Source organism: Sinorhizobium fredii USDA 205, assembly GCF_001461695.1.
Lineage (GTDB): Bacteria > Pseudomonadota > Alphaproteobacteria > Rhizobiales > Rhizobiaceae > Sinorhizobium > Sinorhizobium fredii.
Window position 1 is genome coordinate 161,754 of the sequence record NZ_AUTC01000055.1, and the last position, 14,544, is coordinate 176,297.

15 protein-coding genes are annotated in these 14,544 nt (G+C 62.3%); 5 read left to right on the forward strand and 10 right to left on the reverse strand.

Going from position 1 to position 14,544, the window contains the following annotated elements; translation table 11 throughout:
• Window positions 1-9: 9 nt before the first annotated feature.
• Window positions 10-477, reverse strand: a complete 468-nt coding sequence (locus N181_RS07810; protein ID WP_014328005.1) for a DUF5680 domain-containing protein — start codon at window positions 475-477, stop codon at window positions 10-12.
• Between the two features lie 85 nt (window positions 478-562).
• Window positions 563-1,135 carry a hypothetical protein gene (locus N181_RS07815; RefSeq protein WP_014328006.1) on the reverse strand — a complete coding sequence of 191 codons (573 nt, stop codon included), beginning with the start codon at window positions 1,133-1,135 and terminating at the stop codon, window positions 563-565.
• A 437-nt stretch (window positions 1,136-1,572) separates the two neighbouring features.
• Here N181_RS07815 and N181_RS35495 point away from each other — a divergent pair, with 437 nt between their 5' ends.
• Both N181_RS35495 and dnaE read left to right on the forward strand, forming a co-directional pair.
• On the forward strand, window positions 1,573-2,073 hold the full coding sequence (locus tag N181_RS35495) for a PHP domain-containing protein (protein ID WP_425353303.1): 501 nt from the start codon (window positions 1,573-1,575) through the stop codon (window positions 2,071-2,073).
• Window positions 2,074-2,090: 17 nt separating this feature from the next.
• On the forward strand, window positions 2,091-5,066 hold the full coding sequence (gene dnaE / locus N181_RS07820) for a DNA polymerase III subunit alpha (RefSeq protein ID WP_425353304.1): 2,976 nt from the start codon (window positions 2,091-2,093) through the stop codon (window positions 5,064-5,066).
• A gap of 22 nt (window positions 5,067-5,088) precedes the next feature.
• On the opposite strand, the gene N181_RS07825 is transcribed toward dnaE, so the two are convergent.
• Together N181_RS07825 and N181_RS07830 are read right to left on the reverse strand one after the other, a co-directional pair.
• On the reverse strand, window positions 5,089-6,318 hold the full coding sequence (locus N181_RS07825; protein WP_014328008.1) for a L,D-transpeptidase family protein: 1,230 nt from the start codon (window positions 6,316-6,318) through the stop codon (window positions 5,089-5,091).
• 182 nt (window positions 6,319-6,500) lie between these two features.
• Window positions 6,501-7,790, reverse strand: coding sequence for a DNA polymerase IV (locus tag N181_RS07830; protein ID WP_014328009.1), 1,290 nt, complete (start codon window positions 7,788-7,790; stop codon window positions 6,501-6,503).
• A gap of 75 nt (window positions 7,791-7,865) precedes the next feature.
• Here N181_RS07830 and N181_RS07835 point away from each other — a divergent pair, with 75 nt between their 5' ends.
• Complete coding sequence (locus tag N181_RS07835; RefSeq protein WP_037399467.1) at window positions 7,866-8,456, forward strand: GNAT family N-acetyltransferase; 591 nt, start codon at window positions 7,866-7,868, stop codon at window positions 8,454-8,456.
• A 41-nt stretch (window positions 8,457-8,497) separates the two neighbouring features.
• On the opposite strand, the gene N181_RS07840 is transcribed toward N181_RS07835, so the two are convergent.
• Window positions 8,498-9,142: a hypothetical protein gene (locus N181_RS07840; RefSeq protein ID WP_014328011.1), complete on the reverse strand. Its 645-nt coding sequence runs from the start codon at window positions 9,140-9,142 to the stop codon at window positions 8,498-8,500.
• Between the two features lie 2 nt (window positions 9,143-9,144).
• A complete protein-coding gene (locus N181_RS07845; protein ID WP_014328012.1) occupies window positions 9,145-9,417 on the reverse strand; it encodes a DUF3572 domain-containing protein in 273 nt (90 codons plus the stop codon).
• 156 nt (window positions 9,418-9,573) lie between these two features.
• On the opposite strand from N181_RS07845, the gene N181_RS07850 reads away from it, so the two are divergent.
• Together N181_RS07850 and N181_RS07855 are read left to right on the forward strand one after the other, a co-directional pair.
• Entirely contained in the window at window positions 9,574-9,945 is a 372-nt protein-coding gene (locus N181_RS07850) for a response regulator (protein WP_003537642.1), read from the forward strand.
• 17 nt (window positions 9,946-9,962) lie between these two features.
• Complete coding sequence (locus tag N181_RS07855) at window positions 9,963-11,330, forward strand: PleD family two-component system response regulator (RefSeq protein ID WP_037399469.1); 1,368 nt, start codon at window positions 9,963-9,965, stop codon at window positions 11,328-11,330.
• Between the two features lie 571 nt (window positions 11,331-11,901).
• Here N181_RS07855 and rpmG read toward each other — a convergent pair.
• The 4 genes from rpmG to N181_RS07875 form a co-directional block, all read right to left on the reverse strand.
• The gene (gene rpmG / locus N181_RS07860) at window positions 11,902-12,069 is read right to left on the reverse strand and encodes a 50S ribosomal protein L33 (RefSeq protein WP_012707650.1); all 168 of its coding nucleotides are present in this window, start codon (window positions 12,067-12,069) and stop codon (window positions 11,902-11,904) included.
• A gap of 94 nt (window positions 12,070-12,163) precedes the next feature.
• Entirely contained in the window at window positions 12,164-13,348 is a 1,185-nt protein-coding gene (locus N181_RS07865; RefSeq protein WP_037399472.1) for an MFS transporter, read from the reverse strand.
• A 12-nt stretch (window positions 13,349-13,360) separates the two neighbouring features.
• Window positions 13,361-13,984 (reverse strand): NUDIX hydrolase, encoded by a 624-nt coding sequence (locus N181_RS07870; protein ID WP_234818612.1) that lies wholly within the window; start codon window positions 13,982-13,984, stop codon window positions 13,361-13,363.
• An 89-nt stretch (window positions 13,985-14,073) separates the two neighbouring features.
• Window positions 14,074-14,529: a DUF983 domain-containing protein gene (locus N181_RS07875; protein WP_014328016.1), complete on the reverse strand. Its 456-nt coding sequence runs from the start codon at window positions 14,527-14,529 to the stop codon at window positions 14,074-14,076.
• Window positions 14,530-14,544: the final 15 nt, after the last annotated feature.

Below are 14,544 nucleotides of genomic sequence, written 5' to 3' on the forward strand. Positions count from 1 at the left end.
GGAGGAAGCTCACGGCACGATCAGCCCGCCGCGGTAATCGAGCTCATAGGCCTCTTCGCCATCGACGAAGATGGTCTCGCGGCCGGAAAAGTGGTCGGTCGCGCCGCGGCTGCTGTCGATATAGCAGCCATAGGCGTGTTGATATTCCATGCCGCCGAGGAAGTGGCGCTTTTCACGATACATCGTCTGCAGCGCGGCCTTGATGACGGCGCCCGCCCGGCGCGCATCGATCAGTTCCGGGCGAATGATCCGGCCGAAGTAGTTCATGGCCCAGCATGGCTTGTCGTCGTGCCAGACCGCTTCCTGGCCGGCAAAGTCGGTCCCGCCGAAATAGCTGTCGAGATAGCGCCAAGAGCCGCGCTGGTGGCCGATGTCATGCGAGCCCGGCCGGCAGGCCGGAAGCTTTGCACCATCGCCGACATAGGTGCTCGCCTTCGCCTCGACGATGAAATCCGTCAGTTCCGCGATGCCGACCATGAGCGCTCCCTCCGATTGCAGGCGGAGAATGGCTTAACAGGGCTCGGTTGTAAAGAACGAAAAGGGAACATACGGCGGAAAAGGACTATTCAGTGCCGCAGGCCTTCTGGCCGATCGCGTCGCTCCAGTCTTTGAGCAGAACGGTGGCGCCCTTTGCTCGAATCGGCTTCGCGTTCGCCGTGCCTTTGCCGCTCAGAACGTTGAAGTCGCACTGCACAGTGTTCTCCAGGTCGAGCGTGTCGTAGGACGAATAGGTATAGCCGGCGACGACAAAATCGGAGCTGCGATAGGCAATCGTCAGCGTCTGCTCCCAGCGGTGGCGGCCGATCGTGTCGTTGTGCGAGGTGATCTGTATCGAGCCGTTCGGCAGAGCGTTGACGAATGGTGCCTGGCCGTAGAGATCGAATTGTCCCCAAACCTTGTTCGGGGCCCGCGACTTCAGCACCAACCTGCCGACGTCATTGGTGAGGTAGAGATAGACGGCGTTCTCCTCGTCGCTGCCTTCGGCCGGTGAGACGAGCAGAGCGAGATCGCTTGCGTCGTCCTTGTTCCAGTCGCCGGTCGCGGCCGAAACGATTCGAGCCGGATCGATAGAATCGGCGGCAAGGGCGAAGGTCGGTGAAAATAACAGGCAGGCTGCAAGCAGAACCGTTCTCATGGGCGTTCCTTGAAGAGGAGAGGTGGCGCACTGCCCCTGCTGTGGACGCCCACGATCTTAATCGATTCGACCGGTCGCGGTGTCTGCCAATGAAGCGAGGGGGCTGATCGCCGTGGTTGCATTAACCATAGCCTGTGAATAGCGGGCGTTTCATGCGCGCTTGCTTGACTATTGAACAAAAATAGAACAAAAAAAGAACAATAGCCGAAAGGAGCCATGTTATGACTGATTTCGTCCGTGATCTTGCTGCCTTCGCCTCGATGACCCTTTTCATCGCAAGCATTTCGGTGATCGCGCTCGGTATGTGATCGCTGCCCGGCTCGGCTCCGTCCTTCGAAGCGCGGCCGGGTAAAAAGATACCTGGTTTGCGGTAAGGCTGGACAGTCGAGGCCGGAAACAGGATATCCTCCGCACCGGACAAGAATCGGAGTGCGGCAATGGCAGGCAACGAAAGCATTGGGCAGGGCGCGGCGGGCGTGGATCCGCAATTCGTTCACCTGCGCGTGCATTCGGCATTCTCGCTGCTGGAAGGCGCGCTGCCGCTGAAGAAGATCATCGCCAAGGCGGTGGCCGACGAGCAGCCGGCCATCGGCATTGCCGATACCAACAACCTGTTCGCGGCGCTGGAGTTCTCCCAGAAGGCGGCGGACGACGGACTGCAGCCGATCATCGGCTGCCAACTCGCCATCGACATGGAGGACGAGGCGGAGGGGGAGCGGCGCAGCCATGCGCAGCAACTCGCCAAGCTGCCTTCGATCGTCCTGATTGCTGCGACCGACGCGGGCTATACACGCCTTGTCGACCTGGTCAGCCGGGCCTATCTCGAAGGCGAAGGTCATCAGGCGGTGCGGATAACGCGCTCCTGGCTTGTGGCTGGCGGCACCGATGGTCTGATTGCCTTGACCGGGCCGGCAGTGGCCCCGTCGACCTGGCGCTGAAAGCCGGCTCGGCCGCCCTGGCCGAGGCGCGCCTCAAGGCGCTGGTCGAGCTGTTCGGCAATCGTCTCTATGTCGAACTGCAGCGGCACGGCAGTTACGATCGACGCCAAGAAAATCGCCTGGTCGACCTTGCCTATCGCTACGACATACCGCTCGTTGCGACGAATGAGGCCTTCTTCCCGTCTCCGGCCGACTATGATGCGCATGATGCGCTGATGGCCGTTGCCCACAACGCCGTCGTCTCCGATGATCGCCGATTCCGGTTGACGTCGGATCACTATTTGAAGAGCCGCAAGGAGATGGCGGCGCTCTTTGCCGATCTGCCGGAGGCGCTGGAAAATACCGTCGAGATCGCCCGCCGCTGCTCCTTCATGCTGAAGACCCGCGGGCCGATCCTGCCGCGCTTCACCGGCGCCTCCGACGATCCGGTGGAGGCCGAGCGCGCCGAGTCCGCGGAGCTTCGCCGGCAGGCGGACGAGGGGCTGGAGCAGCGCCTGTCCAGGCTTGGCATGGCGCCCGGCTACAAGGAAGAGGACTATCGCGAGCGCCTGGCCTTCGAACTCGGCGTCATCGAGCGGATGAAGTTCCCCGGCTACTTCCTGATCGTTGCGGACTTCATCAAATGGGCGAAGCAGCATGACATCCCGGTCGGCCCGGGCCGCGGCTCGGGGGCCGGCTCGCTGGTCGCCTATGCGCTGACGATCACCGACGTCGATCCGATGCGCTTCTCGCTGCTCTTCGAGCGCTTCCTCAATCCGGAGCGCGTGTCGATGCCAGACTTCGACATCGACTTCTGCCAGGACCGCCGTGAAGAGGTGATCCGCTACGTCCAGCAAAAATACGGCCGCGAGCAGGTGGCGCAGATCATCACCTTCGGATCGCTGCAGGCGCGCGCCGCGCTGCGTGACGTCGGACGCGTGCTGGAAATGCCCTATGGCCAGGTCGACAAGATCTGCAAGCTGGTGCCGAACAATCCGGCCAACCCGACGCCGCTGTCTAAGGCGATCGAGGAGGAGCCGCGCCTTCAGGAAGAGGCGGAAAAGGAGCCGGTCGTCGGCCGGCTGCTCGACATCGCACAGAAGATCGAGGGCCTCTACCGCCACGCCTCGACGCACGCGGCGGGCATCGTCATCGGCGACCGGCCGCTGTCGCAACTGGTGCCGATGTATCGCGACCCGCGCTCCGACATGCCGGTCACCCAGTTCAACATGAAATGGGTGGAGCAGGCCGGCCTCGTCAAGTTCGACTTCCTTGGTCTGAAGACCCTGACGGTGCTGAAGACGGCAGTCGACTTCGTCGCAAAGCGCGGCATTGCGGTCGATCTTGCCAGTATCCCGCTCGACGATCCGAAGACCTACGAGATTCTCTCCCGCGGCGAGACGGTCGGGGTGTTCCAAGTGGAAAGCGCCGGCATGCGCAAGGCGCTGATCGGCATGCGGCCCGACTGCATCGAGGACATCATCGCGCTGGTCGCGCTGTACCGGCCGGGTCCGATGGAGAATATCCCGGTCTACAACGCCCGCAAGCATGGCGAAGAGGAAATCGAATCGATCCATCCGAAAATCGACCATCTGCTCAAGGAGACTCAAGGGGTTATCGTCTATCAGGAACAGGTGATGCAGATCGCCCAGGTGTTGTCGGGCTATTCGCTCGGCGAGGCCGACCTGCTGCGCCGCGCCATGGGCAAGAAGATCAAGGAGGAGATGGACAAGCAGCGTGCCCGCTTCGTCGAAGGCGCGGTCGGCAATGGCGTGGTAAAGCCGCAGGCGGACCTGATCTTCGATCTGCTCGCCAAGTTCGCCAACTACGGCTTCAACAAGTCGCACGCGGCCGCCTACGCCATCGTCTCCTACCAGACCGCCTATATGAAGGCGCACTATCCGGTCGAGTTCCTGGCGGCGTCGATGACGCTCGACATGTCGAACACCGACAAGATCAACGATTTCCGCCAGGACGCGATGCGGCTCGGCATCCAGGTCATTGCACCCTCGGTGCAAACCTCGTTCCGTCCTTTCGAGACCGGCGACAACCGCATCTATTACTCGCTTGCCGCCATCAAGGGTGTCGGCGAATCCGCCGTCGACCATATCGTCGCCGTTCGCGGCGACCGTCCCTTCGCAAGCCTCGAGGACTTTTGCCTGCGGATCGACCCGAAGCTCCTGAACCGGCGTGTCTTCGAAAGCCTGATCGCCGCCGGCGCCTTCGACTGCTTCGGCTACGACCGGGCCGAACTGATCGGCGGGCTCGACCGCGTCCTCGGCTTCGCGCAGCGGGCCCAGGAAAACAAGCTGAGCGGCCAGAGCGACATGTTCGGCGCCGGAGCGGCGACAGGGCCGGAGAAGATTGCGCTGCCGACCTATACGCCCTGGCTTGCCTCGGAGAAGCTGCACCGGGAGTTCCAGGTGCTCGGCTTCTACCTTTCCGCCCATCCGCTCGACACCTACAACAAGCTCCTGGCGAAGATGCGCGTGCAGACCTTCACGGATTTCTCGGCGGCGGTTAAGCAAGGGGCGAGTGCGGGCCGGCTTGCCGGCACCGTGACATCGAAGCAGGAGCGCAAGACGCGCACCGGCAACAAGATGGGCATCGTTGCCTTCTCTGACGCGTCAGGCCAGTTCGAGGCGGTGCTCTTCTCGGAAATGCTGAACCAGTATCGCGATCTGCTGGAGGCCGGCAAATCGCTGGTGATGACCGTGGATGCGGAGGAGCGGCCAGAAGGGATCGGCCTACGCATCCGCACGCTTCGGTCGCTCGAAGAAGAATCGCTGCAGATGCAGAAGGCGCTGCGCGTCTATGTGCGCGATTGCGGCCCCTTGCGTTCGATCGCCTCGCACCTTAACGCCAAGGGAGACGGCCTCGTCTCGTTCATCGTCATCAAGGACAACGGGCAGCGGGAGATCGAGGTCGAGCTCAGCGAGAAATATCGCATCTCGCCGGAGATCGCCGCCGCCCTTCGATCCGCGCCAGGCGTTGTGGACGTCGAGCTCGTATAGAGAACGAACCAGCCAGGGACTGTCAGCGGCCGCTTACCGAACGCGTCATGGTGATGAAGTCGGTGCCTTCGCCGGTCTCCAGTCCCGTGTCGGTGTCGGAGATCGAAAACGACGACCCATCCGCAAGAAGGGCCGCGATGCGCCGGCGCACCTCGTCAGGCACCGTCAGGCGGTTCAAGGTCCGCTGAAGGGTGTTGAATTCCGTGGGATCGGCCTCGATCGTGATTCCCAGTCGATCTTTGGCGGCCTTCGAAAGCGCGTTGTCCAGCGACATGCCGAACCATTTGCCTTGGCCGGTTGCTGCGTCGGTATCCTGGAACTGCAGAAAATGTGTGCCGAGCGCCAGTTCGGGTTTGTCGATCGCGATCTCCGCCTCGAAAAGCGGGTGAAACGCGCGGCGGATACGAAGGACGCCGTTCGGCGGCATGTCCCGGCCAGCCTTGCGATAGACCGCCTCGATCAGTTGCGGGGTCGCTATGCCGTCTATCGGCAAGCCTTCTGCCGTTTGAAAGGAGCGGATCGCAGCAAGCGTCATGGGGCCGCTGTGTCCGTCCGGCTCGCCGGCGTCGTGGCCGAGGGTGGTCAGGAGCATCTGGAGATCGCGCATCGTCTCCTGCCTGCCACGCCGAGTGACGAGGATTCGAATGGGCGGCTGGTCGTGAACAAGCAGCGCCGGCGCGGGACGTCTGTCCGTCATGGCGACCTCGACGGGCCCTCCGTCGAAATGGCTGATGGCAGGCCGGAGGGGTACGTCGGACATCGGCGGCGCCGGTGGGCGCGCCTGGTTCGGCTGAAACAGCATCGTGCTCACGATTTCGACGGGCGTTACCTGACGATCGGAGATCACCACATGCATGCCGCGTTGGGTCATCTTGAACAGGCCGGCGGCGAACTTGCCCGGAAGGCGCACGCAGCCGTGCGATGCCGGGTAGTCCGGCACATGGTTCGAGCCATGCAACGCGATGCCGGACCAGGTGAGCCGTTGCATGAACGGCATCGGCGCATTGGAATAGATGTTGGATTTGTGATGGCGGCGCTTCTCGAGAATCGAAAAAATGCCCGTCGGTGTCGTATGACCGCGCTTACCCGTCGAGATATTTGACGTGGCGACCACGGTGTCGCCGTCATAGACGACGAGCGATTGATGCTGCCTCGATACGACGATCTGCAGCGGCGCCTTCGTGCCGGCCGCCAAGGCGGAAGGTGCCGACACGATGAGGACGGCCAGTCCTATCCTGAGAGTGATACGCAATACAAACCCTCAACCCGACCATGAAGCGCAACCATACCCTGCCGCGCTTCGATCTGTCGTCTTGCCGTGCGCGTCGAGGTTGAGCTGGCGCGCCGGACCTATCGAGCGAGGATACAGTTCAATATTTAACGAATTGAAACGAGATCCGGCGCCGCGGCGCCGGATCGCGAGAGGTTCATGCACTATTGATCGCGTCGGCGTTGGCCGAAGGTATAGCCCGTCTCGACGGTGGACTTGCCGAACTTGTCGCGCAGTTTGTTGATCGCTTCTTCGGCGGCCGCCCGTCTCGTCGCCAGAGGATCGACGAGATCCGGCGGATCGGCGAGATCGGGGTCGGTGAGGTCGCTGACGCCGATGCCGATCAACCGGTATATCGTCCCGTCGGCCTCTTTTTCGAGCAGTTGGAGGCCGACACGAAAGATCCGGTCGGCGAGGCGGGTCGGGCTTTCGAGCCGACGGTTGCGGGTGCGGAGCTTGAAGTCCGCGGTCTTGAGCTTCAGGACGACGGTCTGCCCGGCAAGCTCGGACTTGCGCAGCCGTAGCGCGACCTGCTCGCTCAGGTGCCTGAGATGCGGAATGAGCTCTTCCGGACGCGACAGGTCGTCGTTGAAGGTTGTCTCCGAAGATACGCTCTTTGCCTCGCCATCGGTCTCGACGACGCGCTCGTCCTGGCCGCGCGACAGGCGATAGAGCCTTTGACCCATCGAGCCGTAGCGGCGCATCAGATCCGCTTCCTCCATCGTCTGCAGCTGCCCGATCGTGCGGATGCCGTCCCGCTCGAGGGTCGCGGCAAAGGCTTTGCCGACGCCCCAGATCAGCGTGACCGGCCGCTCCTTCAGGAAGTCGACCGCCTCGGCCTGGCCGATGACCGAGAAGCCGCGCGGTTTCTGTAGATCGGAGGCGACCTTGGCGAGGAATTTGCAGTAGGAGAGCCCCACGGAGACCGTGATGCCGACCTCCTGCTCGACCCGCCTCGCAAAGCGCGCCAGCGTGCGGGCGGGTGGATCATGATGCAGCCGCTCGGTGCCGTTCAAGTCGAGGAAAGCCTCGTCGATCGACAGCGGCTGCACGAGCGGCGTCAGTTCGAGCATCATCGTCCTGATCTCGCGCCCGACGCGCGAGTATTTCTCCATGTTCGGCTTGACCACGACGGCCTGCGGGCAGGCTTCGAGCGCCTTGAACATCGGCATGGCCGAGCGGACGCCGTGAATGCGGGCGATGTAGCAGGCGGTCGAGACGACGCCGCGCTTGCCGCCGCCGATGATGACCGGCTTGTCGGCCAGCTCCGGATTGTCGCGCTTCTCGATCGACGCATAGAAGGCGTCGCAATCGATATGCGCCAGAGTCAGGTTATAAAGTTCGGCATGACTGAGAAGCCGCGGGCTGCCGCAGGCCACGCAGCGTCGTGCCGCAGCGGCCATTTCCTTGAGGCAGTCTCGGCAGAAGCCGGAAAACGGTGCAGCGCTGGGCATGGCCGGAACAAATGTTGAACGCGGCGACTTTACGCTCTACGCTAGTGAGTCTCAAGGCGGCGATCGGAGGCCATAGTGGATAATATCGCCCTGCAATTTGCGCCGGTGACAGGAGAACTCTGGCCGGATTTCGAAAAGCTCTTTGGCCCGAAGGGGGCGTATTGCGGCTGCTGGTGCGTGGCCCTGCGGCTACCCTACAGGATCCGCGGCAACATGTCGGCCGAGGATCGTAAGGAGTTCATTCGCGCCCGCATCGAAGCCGGCCCGCCGCCGGGTATCCTCGGCTATTGCGAGGGAAAGCCGGTCGCCTGGGTTCAGGTCGGGCCTCGTTACGATGTGCCGCAATTCAATGGTCTCCGCACATGTTCGCGGCCACTGGAAGAGCGTGAGGCCGAGGACGCTGGCGTCTGGGCTGTAAGTTGCTTCTTCCTTTCATCGCCCCTGCGCGGCAAGGGACTAAGTCACCGCATACTCGCCGCGGCGATCGATCACGCGCGTAAAGGTGGCGCGCACTATCTCGACGCCTGCCCGATCGATCACAGCAAGCAGCCGAAATCGGTGGCGCTCTATATCGGCTCGACGGCGATTTTCGATGCCGCGGGCTTCGATACCGTGGCGCGACGCAAGGACGGCAGGCCGCTGATGCGACTGGACTTGAGGCAATGAGGATGCTCACGCAGATTGCGGCCGGCCGCGTTGCGCGACGATCAACCGTTCCTGGCGGCGCTCCAGTGGTCGCGGATCAATTTGGCCGCTTCAGGCCAACCCGTCGCAATATACATGCCGGCGTCGGGCGGCGGGGCGAGGGCGCGAAAATTCGCATTGGCCATCAGATTGATGAGGAGGCAGGCGGGCACTTCCTCCCGCACGGAGCGGAGGTTGCGAAGAATGTCGTCGACGAAGACGAGCGGAAGGTCTCGTCCGCCATGCAGCTGCTTGACCAGCGGCCCCTTCGGCTCCTCGGAAGCGAGCAACGGATAGGAAAGGCCGAGCGTATCGAGCAGCGCCCGGCGCACCGCCGCATGACTGGGCGGCATTGCCGTCAGGAAGACGATATCCGCGTCGCCGGAAAGTTCTGCCAGCGTCTCGATGACTGCGCTGGCCGGCGTCTGCCAACGGTCCTGCTCGGCGTAGAAGGCGCCGAGCAGCGCCTTTGTCGCAATATCGCTGACCGCCTCACCGTTGCGACGATCGATTATATTGCCGGTGAGACGGAAGGAGCGCGGAAGCAGCGTGTGTTCGCGGGCCTCCAGGAACGCCGTGAAGGGCGTCAGGAATTCGAGCACGACTTCGTCGATGTCGGCGACGATCAGCGGCCGGTGGCGAAGACGGATGTCGCCAAGGGCCGACACGCTCAGATGTCCTCGAAGTTCGCCGGACCGGAGAATGCCTGGTGGGCCCTGACGACCTCCTCCGGAGCGGTCTCGGTCGCCGTGCAAAACGCTATCAGCGTCGGCTCGTGCTCCATCAGAAAGGCGACGAGACCGCCCATGAAGCCCGGGTCACCCACGGCCTTGCGCAACGAAGCGGCATCGGTGCCGGTCAGTGCCAGGAAACGGGACAGGAGTTCCGGCTCGCCGGCGAGCCAGCTGAGGATCGCGACCGCCGTTTCGTCAGCGCTCTTCATGTTCTTGAATCTCTTCTCATATGGCGTCCGGAGTTACCTCTTTTTCAACCAAATATCGTTAGTCTTGCGACCGAGGAAATGGGTCGAGTCACCGTTCGTGAAGCTTATATCTCTCCAGGGGACTTGCAAGGCGGCGACAGACAGCAAGGGATCGACATGCCCAAACAGGTGATGATTGTTGAGGATAACGAGCTGAACATGAAGCTCTTCCGCGACCTGATTGAGGCTTCTGGTTATGCGACGATCCAGACGCGCAACGGCATGGAAGCGCTCGAACTGGCGCGCAAGCATCGGCCCGACCTCATCCTCATGGATATCCAGTTGCCGGAGGTCTCCGGCCTCGAAGTGACGAAATGGCTGAAGGAAGACGACGAACTTCACGTCATTCCGGTCATTGCCGTGACCGCCTTCGCCATGAAGGGAGACGAGGAGCGCATTCGCCAAGGTGGTTGCGAAGCCTATGTTTCCAAACCGATTTCCGTACCCAAATTCATTGAAACCATAAAGACATATCTGGGCGATGCCTGAGTGCCGGGAAAGACGATATGACTGCGCGCATCCTCGTCGTCGATGACGTACCAGCCAATGTGAAGCTTCTGGAGGCGCGGCTGGTCGCCGAGTATTTCGATGTCCTGACGGCTGGCGATGGCCGCGCCGCACTGGCGATCTGCGAGAACAGGCCGGTCGATCTTGTTCTCCTCGACATCATGATGCCCGACATGGACGGCTTCGAGGTTTGCGAGAGGCTGAAGGCAAACAGCCGCACCGCCCATATTCCGGTGGTGATGGTGACGGCGCTCGACCAACCTTCCGATCGCGTGCGCGGCCTCAAGGCCGGCGCAGACGATTTCCTCACCAAGCCGGTCAATGACCTCCAATTGATGTCGCGCGTTAAGAGCCTGGTGCGGCTGAAGAATGTCAGCGACGAACTGCGCCTCAGAGCCCAGACGGCGCACACGATCGGCCTGCGGGAGCTTGCCCAGGCTGACCGCCCCGATGAGCCCGGCAACGTGCTCCTCGTCGATGGCCGCGCCTCCTCGCAGGAACGGCTCCAGCGCGCCTTGAAGCCGATCGCCGAGGTCGCGGTGATTTCCGATCCCCAGGCCGCCCTGTTCGAAGCCGCCGAGAACAGCTTCGACCTGGTGATCGTCAACGCAAACTTCGACGACTACGATCCGCTGCGCCTCTGCTCGCAGCTGCGTTCGCTCGAGAGAACGCGCTTCATCCCCATCCTGCTCGTCACGGAGCAGGGGAGCGAAGAGATGATCGTTCGCGCGCTCGAGCTTGGCGTGACGGACTACATCATGCGACCGATCGATCCCAACGAACTTGTGGCGCGCTCCCTGACGCAGATCCGCCGCAAGCACTGCAATGACCAGCTGCGCGCCAGCGTCCAGCACACGATCGAACTGGCGATCACCGACGACCTCACCGGCCTTCACAACCGCCGCTACCTCGACAGCCACCTGAAGCTCCTGATCGACCGCGCGAGTGCGCGTGGCCGGCCGCTTTCGATCTGCATCACCGATATCGATCGCTTCAAGCTGGTGAACGACACCTATGGACATGATGCCGGTGACGAAGTTCTGCGCGAATTCGCCAAGCGCGTCCGCGCGACGGTGCGCGGCGCTGATCTCGCCTGCCGGTTCGGCGGCGAGGAATTCGTCATCGTCATGCCGGATACGACGCCTGAGATGGCGACGATCGTTGCCGAACGGCTTCGCTTGATGGTCGAGGGACGGGGATTCGGGATTTCGCAGGGCGATACGGTCCTCAGCGTCACGGCGTCCCTCGGGATCGCCACCCTGCGGCCTGGGGACGATACGCCGGAAGCCCTGCTGAAGCGCGCCGACATGGCGCTCTACCAAGCCAAGAGCAACGGGCGCAACCGGGTCGTCGCGGCGGCCGCGTAAGCCCAATTTGGCAAGCAACGCTTGCCGGTGGCCTCCGGCCTCGCCGTTCGACGTAGTGCAGACTGGAACATTCACCCAAACGCACCTTGTCAGCTTACTTATAAGTTGTATCTTCTGCGGCGTCGCAGATGCTGGGGCAAGCATTTCCATAGAGCGGCGGGTTCGGATTTGTCCGAATACGAGACAGAATTAACCAAACACCGAGCAACGCGTTTCGGTGCTTAAGAATTCGTTGATTTTTTTTTATTTTCAAGCAATGCTGATATAAAGGAAGTGAGACTTCCACGATCGATCGGTTACCCCATGATGCTCAGGTCCGCCGCATCTCCTGGGTCGTGGGGTCGGTCGGCTGGATTCCGACATCCGCGGATTCCTCGTGCCGCAGTCGGAGCCAGCCGACCCCCTTTCGGAACGCCGCTTCGAAGGAGGCGGCGTTTTTCCTTTCCGATCTACAATCTGCACAGCTTGTCAGACGCAACCCGGGCGAAGGTCGCCGGCCGCGATAGCGCGCCCAAAGAAAAAGCGCCGAACCTTGCGGCCGGCGCTCGTCGGGTCGAACCGAAACGTGATCTTACTTGATCTTGGTTTCCTTGAATTCGACGTGCTTCTTGACGACCGGATCGTACTTCGTCTTCGTCATCTTTTCCGTCATCGTGCGGCTGTTCTTGGTCGTGACGTAGAAGTAGCCGGTGTCGGCCGTCGACAGCAGCTTGATCTTGATGGTGGTAGCTTTCGCCATGGTCGTCCTGCCTTTATAGAAAGATGAAAGCCGTGGACAACCGGTTGCGGGCCACGGTCAAGTTGGCGCGAAACTACAAATCGCGGCCGAAAAGTCAAGGCCGTTTTGGTTTCAAAACGATGCGGACGAGCGAAAGCACAACGTAAAGCCCGAAGAAGCCGGCAATAGCCCAGGCAAAGCCGTCATTACCTGTGACGTCCATTGCCGCGCCGATGACCTGCGGTCCCGCTACAGTGCCGACGGCGTATGAGAACACGAAGGCTGCGTTGGCGGCCGCGAGGTCGGCCCCCTGAAGACGGGCGCCTAGATGGCTGAGGCCGACCGTGTAGAGGCCGGAGACGCATCCTCCCCAGAACAGAAGCACAAGCGCCATGAGGAACCAGCTTTCGACCAGCATCGGCAGAAACAATGCACCCACGAAGCCGATCAAGGTCAGTGCCGACAGGATCGTACGACGATCCTTTACACGGTCGGACAGCATGCCGAGCGGGATCTGAAAGATGAAATTGCCGATGCCCATGACAGTCAGGAGCAGAGCCGCCTGCGATTCGGTAAAGCCGGCGCGTGTTCCAAAGATCGGGAAGAGCGAAAGGCCACCATATTCCACCGCGCCGAAAATGAAGACGGCGGCGGTAGCGGTCGGCACGAGGAGGACGTAACGCATGAAATGGCGCTTCGGCTTCTCGTCGAGGGCCGGGCTTTCGTTGCGCGCGAGAAAGATCGGAATTGCGGAAAGCAGGATGGCCCCCGCGCCGACGGCGAAGGGCAGCACGCCCTCGCTGCCCAGAATCGAGAAGAGCAGGGGGCCGCTCGCGAAGCCGAGTGAGAGCACCGTGCCGTAAATGCCGAGCACGAAGCCGCGCTTGTTGGGCGGCGCAGTGGCATTGATCCAGAATTCCGAGAGAATGAAGAGAACCGTAATCGCACCGTGAAAGACGATTCGAAGTGGGAACCAGAGCCAGAAATTCGTGACGTAGTAGAAGCCGAGCGCGCTTGCCGCCGCGAAAACGATCGCCAGCAGCATGGTCGGCGCAACGCCGTGACGATGGGCGAATTTCATTGTGAACGGAGCTGCTGCCATCGATGCGATGCCGGCCATTGCAGCATTCAACCCGTTCAGCGTTGGCGCGATGCCGCGCTTCTCCATGATGATGCTGAGCAGCGGAAGGCCCAGACCCATCGCAATGCCGACGGCGGTGATCGACGCGAGCGCCGCGGCCAGCGAAGGCCAGTGAATTTCGTCAACCGGCGCAGATGTGCCGGACGGCGGCTTCGACATTCGACAGGATCCCTAGAGAAGCGTGCGAAGAAAGCGCCCGCGGCGCGTGAAATAGAACGGCACTGACCGTTCAGCGGGGAGCGAGGCATCCGATTCGAGCCCACTTCTCAGATCCGCAAGGATGATTGCGGTGATCTCCGGCACCTGGAGGGAGGAGAAGTCGTTGACATCGATCCACTGCAAATCCTGAAGCTCCCGGCTGTCCAGAACCTCGGACGGATCGATCTCGGCTTCATCCGCGAAGACCGCAAAGAAGCGCGTGTCGAACCGCCTTGATTGTCCCGGCGGCGTGATGGCCCGCGCCATATAGCGCAAGTTTGTGAGATCCGGAAGAAAGGGAAGGGGAGCGCCTGACGGATTGAGCTGTCGGCCGAGACAAACGCCCGCCTCCTCGAAGAGTTCTCGCGCCGCTGCGAGAGCCAGCGCTCGGGCGCGCCCGTCGGTGATGGGGCGCCCCTCGCTTGTTGTCAGGGCACGCAACACGGTCGGATTGAGATCGCCGGAAAATCCCAGCCGATGGTCCGTCGGGTCGCGGCGGCCGCCCGGAAAGACATAGAGGTCCGGCATGAAGGCATGGGCGCTGTGGCGCTTTCCCATCAACACGCGCACACGCTTGCCGGAGCGGTCGAGCAGCATGATCGACGCCGCGTCGCGCGGCCTGAGCAGCGGATGCTTGGGTGCCCCGGTCTGCGATTGAGCGGGGCTGGCGCTGCCGCGATCCGGCCTCATGCCGACGGATCCCGCGGGGGGAGAACATCTTCCGGCCGGTCTTCGTGCCCGCCGAAGCCGTGCATCTTCAGCGCCCATTGCAGCCCGATGACCGCGCCTTTGACGGGCTGCATCAGGGCGAGCGCGCTAACGAGCGTCACCGGCGCCCAGACCGCCAGGTGCTGCCAGGTGGAAAGCGGCAGGACCAGATCCGTCATCATGTAGCCGCCGAGCACCACATGACCGACGATCGTCACGACGATATAGGGAGGAAAGTCGTCGGCACGGTGATGGTCCATCCGCTCGCCGCAGGCGGCGCAGGCATCCACGGACTTTACAAAGCCTCGAAACAGTCGGCCTTGGCCGCAGGCGGGACACTTGCCCAAAAAGCCGCGCTTCATCGCCCGGCCGACGGGCCGCTCCTCCTGCTGCTCCCCGCCTAGCTGGAGCTTGTCGGTTGCCATTGCCTTCATGTCCAATCCTTGTCG